Here is a 16,520-nt window from a genome sequence, read left to right as displayed (position 1 = left end):
CGCTAATCCAGCGGTCTTTTCTATTATATAAATTCAATTTCAAAACTTAAGTTTCTGGGGTAGAAACACTGCCGGGTATTACAGGCCTGGTATAGAACTTCTCCTCTTAATTTTTTTGTCCGGTTCAGGGCCTTGTCCTTAAGTTTTAAAAAAACAACTATCTCAAATCTACCGCTTAAAACATTATGTGCAGTAGTGTCTAAATATATGGTTTGTTCTCCTTCAGAAGAAAAGGCATGATGGGTTATTTGGTAGAAATCATTTTCCTTAAAGCTTACCTGTGTGGAGATGATATTTTCAGGCACATCGGTTTCTGCCTGAATATAATACCCATCTATAATCTTAAACGGAAGACTGATCCTATATTCCTCCTGGGATTTTTTCACCTCTGTTTCCTCTGCCTGGAATATTACAAATTCGTCCTGTAATGGTGTAAAGGAAAATATTATGGCAAAAAATAAAAGATTAAAGTATTTCATCGAGGCGCTTTTTGAGTTCAACCAGTTCGGCATCAAAGTTTTTGGAGTCTAGAAGCGACATAAACTGGATCTTGCCTTCTCTATCTATAATGAGATTTGAAGCCAGCATCACCTCGTCGCGTGAAAGATCGGGTAACACATCTTGAGGAGCAAAGCTTGCCGCAACTTCACCTTCCGGGTCCAGTAAAATGGGAAAACTAAGGTTATGTTTTTCTTTCAGTTGATTTTTAACCAGTTCTTTAGGTTCCTTTACATCAATTATCAGGACCTCCACGTTCCTGCCTTTATAATCCTGATATAGCTGTTCCAGGTGAGGAGCCTCGGCATTGCAGAAGGGACACCAGGTGGTAGCGATATGGAGCACCAGTATTTTACCTTCATAATCCTTAAGGCTGATTGTTTTCCCATCAAGACTTTCCAGGGAAAATTCAGGTGCCTTTTTATTGTGTATGTTATCAGAGGTGTTCCCGGGATTATCATTCTCCTGTCCAAAAACGGGGTGGTCGAAAGCCGGAATGATCAGCAGGCATAGAAGAAGCATCAAATTCAGCCTCCATAGTTTTTTATTCATCTTCATAACTTCAGTATTTAAAGATTAATCCAGTACTGCATTCATCTGGATGGAGGCAACATCCTGGAAAACAGATTAATATAAAAATAATATTAAAATAGCTAATAAGAAAGCCTTCCTTTTAAAAAGGGTTTTTTACCTGCTTTTGGTAAAATTTGGTTATATTTTAAGTAATCTAAATTTTAATCATTAGGTTATGAAAACCGTAATTCAGAATATAGGGATAGAGGTGGAAAAAGGAGATATCTCGAGGCAGCCGGAACTGGACGCCGTTGTGAATGCGGCTAATGCTGAACTTGCACCCGGCGGTGGGGTAGCTGGAGCAATTCACGGTACCGCAGGTCCCCAACTTTATGAGGAATGCAAGCCCCTGGCACCCATCGCCCCTGGAGAAGCAGTGATCACTAAAGCTTATGGGTTGCCAAATAAACATGTGATTCACTGTCTGGGCCCGGTATATGGCCGTGATAAACCTGAAGATCAGTTACTGGCTTCCTGTTACCGCAATAGTCTGAAACTGGCTGAAGAAAATAAACTGGAGTCAATTGGATTTCCCGGGATTTCAACAGGGATTTTTGGATATCCCAAGGAGCAGGCAGTGGAAGTCGTTTTTAATACACTTTTACCGGAACTACCAAAAATCCGCCATTTAAAAAAGATTAAATTTGTGATGTTCGGTGATCAGGATCTTCAGCTGTATGAATCAAAGCTGAAGGAAATTGCTGTAGGCTAACCAATCTTTCACTTAATGGAAAAATTCTCTGCTATCTATACAGATCTGTACCAGCTTTCGATGGCACAGGTATACTTTGAAAAAGGCCATCAGGATCATGATGCTGTCTTTGATTATTTCTTTAGAAAACTACCTTTTGAAGGGGGTTATGCGGTTTTCGCCGGAATGGAAGATCTGCTCGGGATCATCTCTAATCTGCGGTTTAGTGAAGAAGATCTTGAATATCTGAAAGAACAGGGTTTTAAAGAAGCCTTTCTTGAATACCTGAAGAACTTTAAGTTCAATGGCACTATTTATTCTAGCCGGGAAGGGGATGTTGTTTTTCCAACGCGCCCTGTACTTCAAGTTGAGGCCAACATCATCGAAGCCCAGATCATAGAAACAATTTTATTGAACCTACTCAATTTCCAAACGCTGATAGCTACGAAAGCCAGTCGTATCAGGCTGGTGGCCGGAGACGCGAAACTCCTGGATTTCGGGTTAAGACGGGCACAGGCTACAGGAGGTTATTATGCGAGCCGTGCTGCCATGGTTGGAGGTTTTAACGGGACCAGTAATGTGATCGCCGGGAAGGAATTTGGGATTCCTGTTTCAGGTACTATGGCCCACTCTTTTATTCAGAGTTATGATGATGAGCTGGAAGCTTTCAGGGATTTTGCGGAAGGCAGGCCCAAGAACTGTGTGTTGTTAGTGGATACTTATGACACCCTTAAAAGTGGTGTCCCTAATGCCATTAAAGTGGCCAAAGAGATGGAAGCCCGTGGCGATAAATTGCTTGCCATAAGGCTGGATAGTGGTGACCTGTCTTATTTTGCTAAAAATAGCCGGAAGATGCTGGATGATGCCGGGTTGGAGTATGTTAAAATAGCTGCCTCCAATCAGCTTGATGAAAATGTGATCAAAAGTTTGCTGGAACAGCAGGCTCCCATTGATGTTTTTGGAGTTGGGACCAACCTGGTGACAGGCGATCCCGACGGTGCCTTGGATGGAGTTTATAAACTTTCCTGGTCCAACGGAAAGCCCAGAATTAAAATTTCGGAAAGTATAGTTAAGGTAACGCTTCCGCATAAAAAGCAGGTGTTCAGAATTAAGGATAAAAATAATAGGTGTATTGGAGCGGATGCTGTGGGGCTTCGGGATCAAAATCATATAGGGGAGATGTTCCATCCATTCGAACCTTATAAATCGATGAAAATTGATGATTATGAGCAGGAACCACTGTTAAAGAAAGTGATGGAAAACGGGAAGGTTTTAATTGAAAAAAGATCTCTGGCCGAGATCTCGGAATATAGCCTTAGCCGACTTTCTGAACTGCCTATAGAATACAAGCGCTTTAATAATCCTCATATTTATAAGATAGGGATCAGCACACAGTTGAGAGAAGAAAGGGAAAAACTGATCCAATCACATAAAAATTCTTTAAAATGAGAACCTTGTTAATTATAGATGCACAGAATGATTTTATGCCTGGGGGTGCTTTGGCGGTGCCAGAAGGAGATGAAATACTTCCTTTGGTCAATGAACTGCAACCTAAATTTGAGCTGGTAATAGCGACTCAGGACTGGCATCCGGCAGGACATGCAAGTTTTGCTTCCAGCCATGAGAATGGAAAGGAGTTTGAGGTGATAAAATTAGATGGTCTTGATCAGGTTCTATGGCCAGAACATTGTGTGCAGAATACCAGAGGTGCCGATTTTCATCCAAAGCTGGAAACCTCAGGGATAGAGGCTATCTTTAGAAAAGGTACAAATCCCAAAATTGATAGTTATAGTGGGTTTTATGATAATGCCCATTTGAAATCTACGGGTCTTACGGGTTATTTAAAGGAAAAGGGAGCAACAGAACTTTATTTTGTGGGCCTTGCTGCTGATTATTGTGTTTACTTTTCAATTAAAGATGCTTTAGATGAGGGTTTTGACTGTACGCTTATCGAAGACGGTACAAGAGCTTTAAAGGCTGAAGATTATGAAAAAGCGAAGATCGATATTTTAAGAAAAGGAGGGAAAGTGATAAGATCTACCAATCTGAAGTTTTAGAAATTGAGGTAATAAACATAGCCTACAGTTATCCACAGCACAAAATCATTGAATTTGTTTTGCGCACCCTGCACCTCAAGGCCGTCAAGGCGATCGGTATCGTAATAATGTGCCCGGGCTTCCACCATCAGATCATTATATCTTCCAAGCCGGTATCTAATCCCCCCGCTGCCTACGATGGCAAAGGTGTGGCCTCCTTCCAGAAATAATCCGTCTTCAAAAGTTCGGAATAAAACCTTTGGGCTATCTAAAGGTCCAAGATCTGAATAAGCATGCGGATCATAATATACGTAATGCGCACCCAGGCTGATATAGGGGGCGAACAGAACGGCAAAATCCCGTGCTTCCTTTATCCCGAAAAGGTGATATTCCAGAGCCAGTCCACCCTGGAAAAGCTGGGTGCGTCCATGCATGGCCCTCAGTTGTTTGCCGCTTTCATCATTTCCCGAAGCAACCGGACCGTAATGGTCCAGCTTTGATCGCATATAATCTATTTCGCTTCTTATTCTGAAATGCTTGGTAAAGAATAATTTAGTAGGTCGGCAACTGCATTCAGGTTTGAATGCGAAGTTCATATAATGTACCAGGCCAATTCCAAAACCTTCATTTTCTAGGTTGTTACGAATATTCCAGCGTTCACCATAATCTGTGAAGAATCCCGCCGGTCCGGTAATTACCCCAATTTCATGTGAAACTCTAAGCTGTGCAAAAGCCTTCCCCGACCAAAGCGTGAGAACCAAAAGAATTACTAAGATTGCTCTGGTGTTAATCATGAGAACAGGCTTGGAGTGAAAGCAAATATAACAAAATACCTTAACGAAAAATTAAATGATCCTAGTATAACCGTACCCTCTAAATATAAAAGTTAATTTTATATCAAATAGAAAAATGAAACCACTAATCATTAAAGAATATTTATATTTGCTACATAAAATGGACGTGATTTTTATAATTTAATAACAGCGCCAGTCATTATGGAAAAAAACATCAAAGAATTTCTGGATAAAGTATCAGCCAGAAACCAAAACGAACCCGAATTTATGCAAGCGGTTCATGAAGTTGCCGAAACAGTAATCCCTTTTATAGAAGAAAATAAAAAATACCAGAACAAAATGCTTCTGGAGCGAATGGTAGAGCCAGAGAGAGTTATGATGTTTAGAGTGCCATGGCTGGATGATAAAGGAAATGTGCAGGTTAACCGTGGCTTTAGAATTCAGATGAACTCGGCTATCGGACCTTATAAAGGCGGATTGCGTTTTCACCCTTCCGTAAACCTGAGTATCCTTAAATTCCTGGCTTTCGAACAGGTTTTTAAAAACAGTCTTACTACCCTCCCAATGGGTGGTGGTAAAGGAGGTTCAGATTTTGATCCGAAAGGAAAGTCTGATAACGAAGTGATGAAGTTCTGTCAGAGCTTTATGACCGAGCTAAACCGTCATATAGGTGCAGATTGTGATGTTCCTGCCGGGGATATTGGAGTTGGTAGTCGCGAGATAGGTTATTTATTTGGTCAGTATAAGAGGATTCAAAATGAATTTACCGGCATTTTAACCGGAAAGGGGCTTTCTTATGGTGGATCCTTGATCAGGCCTGAGGCTACGGGTTATGGGAATGTTTATTTCACCCAGAATATGCTTAAGAGAAGAGGCGAAAATATAGAAGGCAAGACCATTTTAATTTCGGGAGCCGGAAACGTTGCTCAGTATGCTGCGGAAAAAGCTATCCAGCTGGGTGCCAGAGTCGTTACCATGTCAGATTCCGGAGGATTCATCTTTGATGAAGATGGAATTGATAATGAGAAACTCCAGTTCATTATGGATCTGAAGAATGTAAGGAGAGGAAGGATTAGCGAATATGTTGAAAAGTATCCTTCAGCTAAATATCATGAAGGTGAGACCCCATGGGGAATTAAATGTGATATCGCTCTGCCATGTGCAACACAGAATGAATTGCATGAAGATGATGCAAAAACCCTTGTCAAAAATGGATGTATATGTGTTGGTGAAGGAGCGAACATGCCATGTACACCAGAAGCCATCGAGGTGTTCCATAAGGAAAAAATACTTTTCTCTCCCGGAAAAGCTTCAAATGCCGGTGGGGTAGCAACTTCGGGACTTGAGATGTCACAAAACTCCATGAGATATAGCTGGACTGCAGAGGATGTGGATAAAAAACTTCATGAGATTATGAATGATATTCATGAAAAGTGTGTTGAATACGGAACCAGAGAAGATGGTTATGTAGATTATGTTAAGGGAGCAAATATTGCCGGTTTCGTGAAAGTGGCCGATGCAATGCTTGCCCAGGGGGTGGTATAAGCCAGTTTCTTAAAAATAAATGAAGCCGCCGTAAAACGCGGCTTTTTTTATAAATTCACTCCAAATTTTCCCGAATGCTCGTTCGTACCAATGCTATTGTGATAAGTGCGCTAAAATATGGGGAGGCCGATCTTATAGTGAAAGCTTATACCCTTAGTGACGGCCTTAAGACCTATATGCTCAAAGGAGTACTTAAATCCAAAAAGGGAAAATTCAAAGCGTCAATGTTCCAAAGTCTTACCAGACTGGAGATCATAGCCAATCACCGAGGAGGGGGCAGGATGGAATATCTTAAAGAGGCCAAGGTGGCCAACAGCTACCAAAGTATCTATACTCATCCCATTAAAATGACGATGGCCATATTCCTGGCAGAAATGCTTAAGAATACTATCAAAGAAGAGGAAGGCAATCCATCCCTTTTCAATTACCTCGAATATAGTTTTGAATTTCTGGATGCTACCGATAAAATTGCAAATTTTCATTTGCTTTTTTTACTAAACCTAACCCGGTACCTGGGATTTCAGCCTGAAATAGAAAAGAATGATCTTCCGGTATTTAACCTTCTGGATGGGGTATTTCAGGACATACCCACCAACGATTACTGTGTAGAAGGAAGGAATGTAGATTTGCTCAAAAACCTCTTAGGCATTGATTTTGATGCCATGCAGCACATAAAAATGAATCAGACCTCTAGAAATGAGTTTCTCAATATGCTGTTATTATATTATGAATTGCATATTGAAGGTTTTCATAAACCCAGGTCCTTAAGTGTACTAAACGAAATTTTTAGTTAAATGCAATTTAAATTACTCGCTCTCTTTTTATTGATTTTCTCGATAAGCAATGCACAGGAAATTACGGTTGTTGACAATACCACTGGAGAACCGTTAACGAATGTTGCGATCTATAATAAAGACAAATCAAAATCTGCCATTACCAATATTAATGGAAAAGCCGATATTTCAGAATTCACTGATACAGAAGTGATCATATTTAAGTCTGTGTTTTATGTAGAGACTTATAGAAGAAAGAGGGAGATTCTTAATAATGACAATACTGTCTTTCTGGAACCGACCGAAAATCAGCTGGAACAGGTCACCATTTCGGTGGTGAGGTTCAAACTTAATAAAGATGAGATCCCACAGAAGATCGTTAGCATTTCGCCTGCTGAAGTGCAGTTGGCCAGTCCGCAAACCTCGGCCGATCTGCTGGAAAGTACCGGACAGGTCTATGTGCAGAAGAGTCAGCTGGGAGGCGGGAGTCCTATGATCCGTGGTTTTGCGACTAACCGCTTGCTGCTTACCGTAGATGGGGTTAGAATGAATTCTGCCATTTTCCGTAGCGGAAACCTTCAGAATATAATTTCCATAGATCCGATGATGGTAGAAAGTACTGAGGTAATCCTTGGGCCGGGCTCGGTTGTCTATGGGAGTGATGCCATTGGGGGAGTAATGAATTTCTTTACCCTCAAGCCGAAATTCAGCTTCGATGAAGCAACCTCTTTTTCTGGAAACATCTATACGAGGTTTGCCACGGCCAATAATGAAAATACGGTTCATGCCGATCTTAATGTAGGCCGGGAAAACTGGGCTTTCAGGACCGGGGTTACCTATTCTGACTTTGGAGATCTTAAAATGGGTGAACATGGCCCCGATGACTATCTCCGTCCGGATTATGCAGTTAGGGGTGAAGGGGAAGATATCATGGTAGAAAATGAGGATCCTCTGGTTCAGAAACCGACGGGCTATGAACAGATCAACCTTTTACAGAAAGTTAAATACATGCCGTCCAAAGACTGGGATCTCAATCTTGGCCTGGTCTATTCGAATACTTCTAATTTTCCAAGATATGACAGGCTGTATAGAAAAAGGGACGGAGTGTTGCGTTCTGCTGAATGGTATTATGGTCCTCAAACCTGGTTTTTGGGAAGCCTGAACATAAACCATAGAAGCAATTCTGAGTTCTATGATAAAGTTCAGTTTACAGGGGCATATCAGTTTTTTGCAGAAAGCAGGAACGACAGAAATTTTGGTGACCCCATACTTTTTACTACCAAAGAAAACGTGGATGCTTACTCGATAAATCTGGACTTCGAAAAAGACTTTTTAAAAAGCAGGTTTTTTTATGGTTTTGAGTATGTGCTCAACAATATAGATTCGAATGGAAGTTTCAGGAATATTGAAACTGCCGAGGCACGAGAGACGGCCAGCAGATATCCTGATGGTTCAAAATGGCAGTCCATGGCGGTATATTCCAGCTATCAGTGGAAGCTCAGTGAGGATTTGTCGCTCCAGTCGGGGGTGAGGTATAATCACATTCTTGTAGATGCTACTTTTGACGATCGTTTTTACGCTTTCCCGTTTGATAAAGCTGATATAAGCACCGGGGCTTTAACAGGAAGTCTTGGGTTCAACTGGAGACAAAATGATTTTGTAGGATGGAGGCTGGGACTTTCCACCGCCTTCCGTGCTCCGAATATAGATGATATTGGAAAGATTTTTGATTCTGAACCCGGTTCTGTGGTGGTTCCTAATCCAGGGTTGAAACCTGAATATGCTTATAATGCGGAGATTGGTGCTGATCTTAATATCTCTGATAATATTAGGCTGGACCTTACCGGATACTATACGTATCTGGATGATGCCATGGTGCGTCGTGATTTTAATCTGAACGGGGTTACCGAGATAGATTATCAGGGAGAGCCCAGCCGTGTACAGGCCATTCAGAATGCAGCCAATGCCTATGTGTATGGAGTTGAAGCAGGACTGGAAGTAGACTTTTCGGTTGCTTTGAGGTTAAAATCCCAGTTCAGCTATACCGAAGGAAAAGAAAATGAAGGTGGAGATTATGTGCCGTTACGGCATGCTGCTCCAATGTTCGGGAACACACATCTTATATGGAATAAAAGAAGGCTGAAGCTGGATCTTTTTACCGAATATAATGGTCAGTTCGATTTTGAGGATCTTGCTCCGGGCGAACAGGATAAACCTTATCTCTACGCCCTTGATGAAAATGGCAATCCTTATTCTCCTTCATGGTATACCGTGAATTTGACCGGGCAGTATGAAGTTAGTTCCAACTGGCTCGCAACGGTATCAGTAGAGAATATTACCGACCAGCGCTACCGGACCTATTCATCTGGGATAGCGGCTGCTGGCAGGAATCTGATCATCGCTTTATCATATACTTTTTAAGTTTATTTTAATAAAATAGCTAAGTTTCAGTATTTTATACGGAGGCTTAAGAATTAATCCTATATGTATTTTACTCTGGAATGAAGGTTTCTTTTCTTAAAAATGATTATTTTCGCAAATCATTTGAAAAATGGAGAAAATGAGTAGAAAATTCCCTGAATATAAAGGTCTTGACCTGCCCAAGCTGGCAGAGGAAATCCTAAACTATTGGGAAGAGAATGATGTTTTTGAAAAAAGTGTAACCACGCGTGAGGGAAAGGAGCCTTTTGTATTCTTTGAAGGCCCGCCTTCAGCAAATGGTCTGCCAGGGATTCATCACGTAATGGCCCGTGCCATTAAGGATATTTTTTGTCGCTATAAGACACAGAAAGGTTTCCAGGTAAAGCGTAAGGCAGGATGGGATACTCACGGCCTTCCCGTGGAATTGGGTGTAGAGAAGGAACTTGGGATCACTAAAGAAGATATCGGGAAGAAGATAAGTATTGAAAAATATAACGAAGCCTGTAAGAATGCGGTGATGCGTTATACCGATGTATGGAATGAGCTTACCCAGAAGATGGGTTACTGGGTGGATATGGATGACCCATATATCACTTACAAGTCTAAATATATGGAGACTGTATGGTGGCTGCTTTCTGAGATCTATAAAAAAGATCTTATTTATAAGGGTTACACTATTCAGCCATACTCTCCAAAAGCCGGAACGGGATTGAGTTCTCATGAGCTTAATCAGCCGGGAACCTATCAGGATGTAACAGATACTACTGTTACCGCAATGTTTAAGGTTAAAAAGGAATCTCTTCCTGAATTTTTGAAGGAATTCGAAGAGAACCTGTTCTTTATCGCATGGACCACAACACCATGGACTCTTCCTTCAAACACTGCTTTAACAGTAGGCCCTAAGATCGATTATGTTACGATTAAAACATATAACCAGTATACTTTTGAGCCCATAACAATAATTGTTGCCAAAGAGCTGGCTGAAAAACAGTTCGATAAAAAATTCAGAAAAGCAGAATCTGAAGAAGACCTGAATTCATATTCCAAAGAGGATAAGAAGATCCCTTATTTGATAGGCAAAAGTTTTAAAGGTTCAGACCTTGTCGGGATGAAATATGAGCAATTATTGCCATATGCCCAGCCAAATGATAATCCAGAGAATGCCTTCAGAATCATTTCTGGAGATTTCGTTACCACTGAAGACGGTACCGGGATAGTGCATACCGCGCCGACCTTTGGTGCAGATGATGCCCTTGTCGCGAAGCAGGCGACACCAGAAGTTCCACCAATGCTGGTGAAAGACGAGAATGGAAATCTTGTTCCTCTTGTTGATCTTCAGGGAAGGTTCAGACCGGAGATGGGTGAGCATGCCGGCAAGTATGTTAAGAATGAATATTATGAAGATGGTGAGGGCCCGGAAAAATCGGTAGATGTTGAGCTTGCCATTAAGCTGAAAGAAGATAACAGGGCCTTCAAAGTAGAAAAATATGTTCACAGCTATCCAAATTGCTGGCGGACTGATAAACCTATATTATACTATCCCCTTGATTCCTGGTTCATTAAAGTGACCGAGTTCAAGGACAGGATGTATGAGCTCAATAATGGGATCAACTGGAAACCAAAATCCACCGGTGAAGGGCGTTTTGGCAACTGGCTAGCCAGCGCGAATGACTGGAACCTAAGCCGAAGCCGTTACTGGGGAATTCCGTTACCTATCTGGAGAACAGAAGATGGAACAGAAGTTAAGGTGATGGGCTCCGTAGCCGAGCTAAAAGCGGAAATGAAAAAGGCCGTTGAAGCCGGATTTATGGATAAAGATATCTTTGAAGGTTTTGACCCTGGAGATATGAGTGAGGAGAACTATGATAAAGTAGACCTCCACAAGAATGTGGTAGATAGTATCACTCTGGTTTCAGATTCTGGAAAACCTATGAAACGGGAGGCAGATCTTATCGATGTCTGGTTCGATTCGGGATCCATGCCTTATGCGCAGTGGCACTATCCATTTGAGAACAAGGAAAAAGTAGAGAATAAATGGCGTAAGGCCGATTTCATTGCAGAAGGAGTGGATCAGACGCGTGGATGGTTCTATACCTTACATGCAATTGCTACCATGATCTTTGATGATGTTGCATATAAAAATGTGGTGTCTAACGGACTCGTATTGGACAAGAATGGTCAAAAGATGTCCAAACGTTTGGGTAACGCGGTAGATCCATTTGAAACACTCGCGGTTTATGGCCCGGATGCTACACGCTGGTATATGATCTCCAATGCGAATCCATGGGATAACCTGAAGTTCGATATAGAAGGTATTGGGGAGGTACAGAGAAAATTCTTTGGAACGCTCTACAACACCTATTCTTTCTTTACGCTCTATGCTAATATCGATGAATTTACCTATTCCGAAGAAGATGTGGCACTTGAAGAAAGACCGGAAATAGACAGATGGATACTTTCAGAATTGCATACACTTATTGAGAAAGTGGATAAGTTCTATGCAGATTATGAACCTACAAAAGCTACCAGGGCGATCTCAGAATTTGTTCAGGAGAACCTGAGTAACTGGTTCGTGAGATTAAGCAGAAGACGCTTCTGGAAAGGCGATTATGAGCAGGATAAGATATCTGCTTATCAAACCTTATATACATGCCTGGAAACGGTCGCTAAACTTAGCGCACCAGTTGCACCGTTCTATATGGACAGATTGTTCAGAGACCTTAATGCCGCTACCGGTAAGGACAAATCAGAATCGGTACATACCGCTGATTTCCCTGTTTATAAACCGGAATTTGTTGATAAATCTTTGGAACGAAAGATGGAAAAGGCTCAAACCATCTCATCATTGGTGCTTTCTCTCAGAAAGAAAGAGATGATAAAGGTCCGACAGCCGTTGCAAAGGGTAATGATTCCGGTGCTTGACGAGGCTCAAAAGAAAGAGATTCAGGCAGTTGAGGATCTGATCAAATCTGAAGTAAATGTTAAAGAAATTGAACTGATCGATGACGCTTCTGGCTTGTTAAAGAAACAAATAAAACCAAATTTCAGGGTTCTTGGTCCAAGATTTGGAAAGGATATAAAGCTGATTGTCAGTAAAATAAATGAATTCGGGCCGGAAGAAATTTCAAAAATCGAAAGGGATGGCGCGATTAAAGTGGAAATTAACAAAAATTTAGTTAATTTGTCACGAGATGAGGTTGAGATAAGCTCACAGGATATCGAAGGTTGGCTGGTTGCCAGTAGTGGTAATCTTACTGTAGCTCTGGATGTTAGCATTAGTCCTGAGTTGAAGAAGGAAGGCGTTGCCAGGGAGCTTGTGAACAGAATCCAGAACCTCCGAAAGGATTCGGGCTACGAAGTGACCGATACAATAGATGTGACCCTACAAAAGGATGGTATTGTCGAGGATGCCGTCCACGATAATATAACCTATATTAAGAACGAAACATTAACTGCAAAACTCGAATTTGCAGAAGTGGTAGATGAAGGTGCCGAGGTAGAATTCGATGATATCGCCACTAAATTGTTTATTAAAAAACATTAAGCTATGTCTACAGAAGTAAAAGAACGTTACAGTGATGCCGATTTGGCAGAATTTAAGGCTTTGATCAAAAAGAAAATAGAGAAAGCCCAGGAACAACTGGAGATCTATAAGAATGCCTATAAGAATGATGGTAACAATGGTACCGATGATACATCGCCAACATTCAAGGCATTTGAAGAAGGAAGCGAAACCATGAGTAAGGAGGCTAACTCCCAGTTGGCAATTCGCCAGGAGAAATTCATCAGAGATCTTAAAAATGCCCTCATGCGTATCGAGAACAAGACATATGGCGTTTGTAGGGTGACCGGAAAACTTATAGCTAAAGAAAGACTTCTTTTGGTACCACATGCTACACTTAGCATCGAAGCTAAGAATATGCAACGATAAGATTACATAATTTCAATATATTAAACGTCCGACCATCACCTGGTACAGGACGTTTTTTGTTTAGGGCGGTATGTTTTGAAAAGTAGTTGGATTATTTTGGTAATGATGTTGGTTTCGTGCCTGGCACTGGCTCAAAGGGATACGGAAGAAAAGATAGATGCCGGGAATATCAAAACTATCCGTATTGATGCTGATGAGGTTTACAGGATACGCCTTACTACTACAGAGGTTTCTACCATAACGCTCCGTACACATTCTGAAGGAGAATATTATGACGATATAATTCTCGACACTTCCCTGAAAGGAGATGAGTTCAGGCTTAGTAGCCGTTACCCGGAAATCCTAAGTGGGGGCTATGATAAACTGAGTGCTCATAAAGTGTTTTCTCTTGAAATCGAACTGGAAGTCCCTAAAGGGATGGAAGTCATTATTAAATCTAACCTGGCCTCTGTGATTGTTAAAGGCGATTATGAATCTGTCTACGCCGACCTTAAGCAGGGATATTGCCATTTATTATCATACTCAGGATCTGCCGTGATCAATACCTATAGCGGGGATATCTACGTAGAAACAACTTCGGGATTAATAGAGGCTAGGAGCAGAAATGGAGAGGTGAACATCCCTGAATTTCTACCAGGCCGGAAGCCTTTGAGACTTACAAGCATAGATGGTGATATTCGGGTGCTTAAAAACTAAATAATATTAGTATTTTTGACCCGTTTTCAACAAATTATTTTTCATGTCCCTTAAAAAAGCCGGAATCATTATTATTCTGATCCTACTTATCGATCAGATTTCAAAGATCTATATAAAAACCAATTTTGCCTTAGGAGATGAAGTAAGGGTCTTAGAATGGTTCAGGATACTTTTCGTGGAAAATGAAGGCATGGCCTGGGGTACTAAAATACCCGGGGAATATGGAAAACTGGCGCTTACACTTTTCCGTCTCGGGGCTATCGTTGGAATTGGATACTGGCTTTGGGATTCCGTACGAAAGGGCGGTTCAAAGATCCTGATAGTTTCAGTAGCGATGATCTTTGCCGGAGCCTTCGGAAATATTATCGACTCTGTGTTCTACGGAATCATCTTTAACGATAGTTACGGGCAGATAGCGAGCTTTTTACCGGCAGAAGGAGGATACAGTTCATTATTTCATGGAAAGGTGGTAGACATGCTCTATTTCCCTCTGTGGAAAGGTTATTTACCTGAGTGGATCCCGTTTTGGGGCGGGAAGTATTTTACTTTCTTCGAACCGGTATTCAATATAGCCGATTCTGCAATAAGTGTTGGGGTGGCAATCTTACTTCTTTTCAATAAGAGGGCTTTTCCTAAGGAGAAGGAAGAGGGAACAAGTAATTAAGCAGCCGTCTTTTCGAATATCTTTTCGAATTTCTTCAGTTCAATGGGCTTGATAAGATAATCTGTCACCAGATTGAAAGACCTGGCTCTTTCAAGGTCACGTGGGTCTATGGAAGAGCTCACCACGTATAAGGTGATCTTTTTGTTGAGCTTGTTCTTGATCTTGATGAATTCGTTCAGGAATTCCCAACCGTCCATAACCGGCATGTTGAGATCGAGAAAAATAATGTCAGGGAGCTTGTTTTCATCGGTAGCGTTCTCCATGATCTCCTTAAAATAATCGAGTGCTTCCTTACCGTTCTTGTAGATAAGTAAATTTTCGGAAAGCTTTTTAATTTCGATGATTTTCTTTACTAAGTTCACGTATATCTTATCATCATCAATGATACACGCTAGCTCTACTTTTTGCCCCATATTAAATAGATCTAGAATTGTATTTTAAAAGTAGTCCCAATATTAACAGTACTACTCACAGATATGGTCCCGCCAAGGGCTTCAACCTGGTTCTTTGTTATGAATAAACCAATTCCTTTTGCTTCCGGATTGTTTTGATGGAAAGATTTGTACATGCCAAACATCTTGTCACCATATTCCTCCAGATCGATCCCCATTCCATTGTCGCTAATTTCAAGATACTCCTTGTCATTTTCAACATAGGTCTGAATAAAAATAACTGGTTTACGTCCCGGTTGTCTGTACCGGATTGCATTCGTGATTAAATTTAATAAAATACTTTCAAGATATTCAGGGATATAGCGAATTTCTTTTAGATCTTGAAATTCAGCGACGATTTTTGCATTTTCCCGATTAATGAGTGAGGAGATGGATGCTAAAACCACTTCCATGGCCTCTTCAAATTTAATGCGTACCCGTTCTTTCTTAAGCGAGGTTTGAATGCTAACAATATCGTTGAGTCTGGAAATGGCGTTGTCCAGATTGCCGGCGACATCTTCCACATTTGCTAAAAGATCGAGTTTATCCCTATCTGTTTTTGACTCTCGCAGCAATTCTACAATCAGGCTTAAATTACTGCTGTGAGATCTAAGATGATGGGAAACGATATGGGCAAAATTGAAAAGTCTTGAATTCTGTGTTGCAATAATGTCCAGTGAATTCTGAAGATTCAGTTCGTTGTTCTTGTTGTCGTCAATATTCTGAAGTACTCCGCGAATGCCAATTACCTCCTGTTCCTCATTGTAAACCGGCTTACCTGTTAACCTTACCCAGAATTCACGATTTTGAAAAGACACCATCTTGATTTCCAGCTTAAACGGAATCCCATAATTCTCGCATTTATCAAAGGCATTTTTCATGCGGTTATGATGTTCTTTTGCGTAGAAATTCATTCGGTCTTCATAGGCAGGCTGAAAATCTTTGGGACAGTCTACGATCTTTCTTGACACATCGTCCCAGTAAATGTTCTTGTGAACGGTGTCTATATACCAGCCGCCGGTAGATGTCATTTCGGCCGTTTCGCGGTAGTAGAAGAAATTCTCCTCGATCGTGTACTGGTCCCGTTTGCTCTGATGGATATTTACAAATAGCAGGACGGCCGTTTCGCGTAAACTACTATGTCCTTTATTTTTCAGGTTTTTACATTCAAACCAGCGATATTTTCCGTTTTCCAGTTTTAACTTTATTTCAAAACTAAAGGCCTCATTTTCTTTAATGAGTTGTTCAAAATGGATACGGAAATCGTAACGATAGTCGGGATGAAGTATATGATTTATGAAAAACTCGAAGCGGTCTTCATGAATCTCAGGATTTCCAACTAGCAAGTTGAAATGCTCAGACCAGGTTATCTCCTTTGAAAACAGGTTTATTTTCCAGTAGGCGATATCAAAATCTTCCAGTATGCTATTTAACTGTAGGTCGCTGAGCATCAAAGTGATTTGTCAG

15 protein-coding genes are annotated in these 16,520 nt (G+C 41.0%); 10 read left to right on the top strand and 5 right to left on the bottom strand.

The genetic code is table 11. From position 1 onward, the window contains the following. Positions 1–23: 23 nt before the first annotated feature. Both LU635_RS06660 and LU635_RS06655 read right to left on the bottom strand, forming a co-directional pair. On the bottom strand, positions 24–479 hold the full coding sequence (locus tag LU635_RS06660; RefSeq protein ID WP_240097446.1) for a hypothetical protein: 456 nt from the start codon (positions 477–479) through the stop codon (positions 24–26). Then, positions 466–1,056, bottom strand: a complete 591-nt coding sequence (locus tag LU635_RS06655) for a peroxiredoxin family protein (RefSeq protein ID WP_240097444.1) — start codon at positions 1,054–1,056, stop codon at positions 466–468. The genes LU635_RS06660 and LU635_RS06655 overlap by 14 nt, the downstream gene beginning before the upstream one ends. A gap of 190 nt (positions 1,057–1,246) precedes the next feature. On the opposite strand from LU635_RS06655, the gene LU635_RS06650 reads away from it, so the two are divergent. Genes LU635_RS06650 through pncA form a run of 3 tightly spaced genes read left to right on the top strand, consistent with a single transcriptional unit; the run spans position 1,247 to position 3,819 of the window. Beyond that, complete coding sequence (locus tag LU635_RS06650; protein ID WP_240097442.1) at positions 1,247–1,783, top strand: macro domain-containing protein; 537 nt, start codon at positions 1,247–1,249, stop codon at positions 1,781–1,783. A 15-nt stretch (positions 1,784–1,798) separates the two neighbouring features. Then, positions 1,799–3,211, top strand: coding sequence for a nicotinate phosphoribosyltransferase (locus tag LU635_RS06645; protein ID WP_240097440.1), 1,413 nt, complete (start codon positions 1,799–1,801; stop codon positions 3,209–3,211). Continuing rightward, positions 3,208–3,819 carry a bifunctional nicotinamidase/pyrazinamidase gene (pncA, locus tag LU635_RS06640; protein WP_240097438.1) on the top strand — a complete coding sequence of 204 codons (612 nt, stop codon included), beginning with the start codon at positions 3,208–3,210 and terminating at the stop codon, positions 3,817–3,819. Before LU635_RS06645 ends, pncA begins: the two co-directional genes overlap by 4 nt. Here pncA and LU635_RS06635 read toward each other — a convergent pair. After that, entirely contained in the window at positions 3,816–4,592 is a 777-nt protein-coding gene (locus LU635_RS06635; RefSeq protein ID WP_240097436.1) for a THC0290_0291 family protein, read from the bottom strand. The genes pncA and LU635_RS06635 overlap by 4 nt on opposite strands. A 201-nt stretch (positions 4,593–4,793) precedes the next feature. Between LU635_RS06635 and gdhA the strand changes: the two genes are divergently transcribed. From gdhA to LU635_RS06600, 7 genes are all read left to right on the top strand, one after another. Then, positions 4,794–6,137 (top strand): NADP-specific glutamate dehydrogenase, encoded by a 1,344-nt coding sequence (gene gdhA, locus LU635_RS06630; protein WP_240097434.1) that lies wholly within the window; start codon positions 4,794–4,796, stop codon positions 6,135–6,137. Between the two features lie 74 nt (positions 6,138–6,211). Further along, positions 6,212–6,931 (top strand): DNA repair protein RecO, encoded by a 720-nt coding sequence (recO, locus tag LU635_RS06625; protein WP_240097432.1) that lies wholly within the window; start codon positions 6,212–6,214, stop codon positions 6,929–6,931. Next, positions 6,932–9,331, top strand: coding sequence for a TonB-dependent receptor (locus LU635_RS06620; RefSeq protein WP_240097430.1), 2,400 nt, complete (start codon positions 6,932–6,934; stop codon positions 9,329–9,331). Between the two features lie 139 nt (positions 9,332–9,470). Then, complete coding sequence (ileS, locus tag LU635_RS06615) at positions 9,471–12,875, top strand: isoleucine--tRNA ligase (RefSeq protein WP_240097428.1); 3,405 nt, start codon at positions 9,471–9,473, stop codon at positions 12,873–12,875. Between the two features lie 3 nt (positions 12,876–12,878). Continuing rightward, positions 12,879–13,262, top strand: a complete 384-nt coding sequence (locus tag LU635_RS06610; protein WP_131396991.1) for a TraR/DksA family transcriptional regulator — start codon at positions 12,879–12,881, stop codon at positions 13,260–13,262. 102 nt (positions 13,263–13,364) lie between these two features. Then, the gene (locus LU635_RS06605; RefSeq protein WP_240097426.1) at positions 13,365–13,958 is read left to right on the top strand and encodes a DUF4097 family beta strand repeat-containing protein; all 594 of its coding nucleotides are present in this window, start codon (positions 13,365–13,367) and stop codon (positions 13,956–13,958) included. Positions 13,959–14,001: 43 nt separating this feature from the next. Next, positions 14,002–14,622, top strand: coding sequence for a lipoprotein signal peptidase (locus tag LU635_RS06600; protein ID WP_240097424.1), 621 nt, complete (start codon positions 14,002–14,004; stop codon positions 14,620–14,622). Here the strand turns inward: LU635_RS06600 and LU635_RS06595 are convergent. Together LU635_RS06595 and LU635_RS06590 are read right to left on the bottom strand one after the other, a co-directional pair. Continuing rightward, a complete protein-coding gene (locus LU635_RS06595) occupies positions 14,619–15,035 on the bottom strand; it encodes a response regulator (RefSeq protein WP_240097422.1) in 417 nt (138 codons plus the stop codon). The two genes, LU635_RS06600 and LU635_RS06595, sit on opposite strands and share 4 nt — an antisense overlap. An 11-nt stretch (positions 15,036–15,046) precedes the next feature. Next, positions 15,047–16,504: a PAS domain-containing sensor histidine kinase gene (locus tag LU635_RS06590; RefSeq protein WP_240097420.1), complete on the bottom strand. Its 1,458-nt coding sequence runs from the start codon at positions 16,502–16,504 to the stop codon at positions 15,047–15,049. Positions 16,505–16,520: the final 16 nt, after the last annotated feature.

Source organism: Christiangramia crocea, from assembly GCF_022410465.1.
In the GTDB taxonomy this organism is placed as follows: domain Bacteria; phylum Bacteroidota; class Bacteroidia; order Flavobacteriales; family Flavobacteriaceae; genus Christiangramia; species Christiangramia crocea.
The sequence above is the reverse complement of the archived record's forward strand: the minus strand, read 5'-3'. Positions and strand labels throughout refer to the sequence as shown.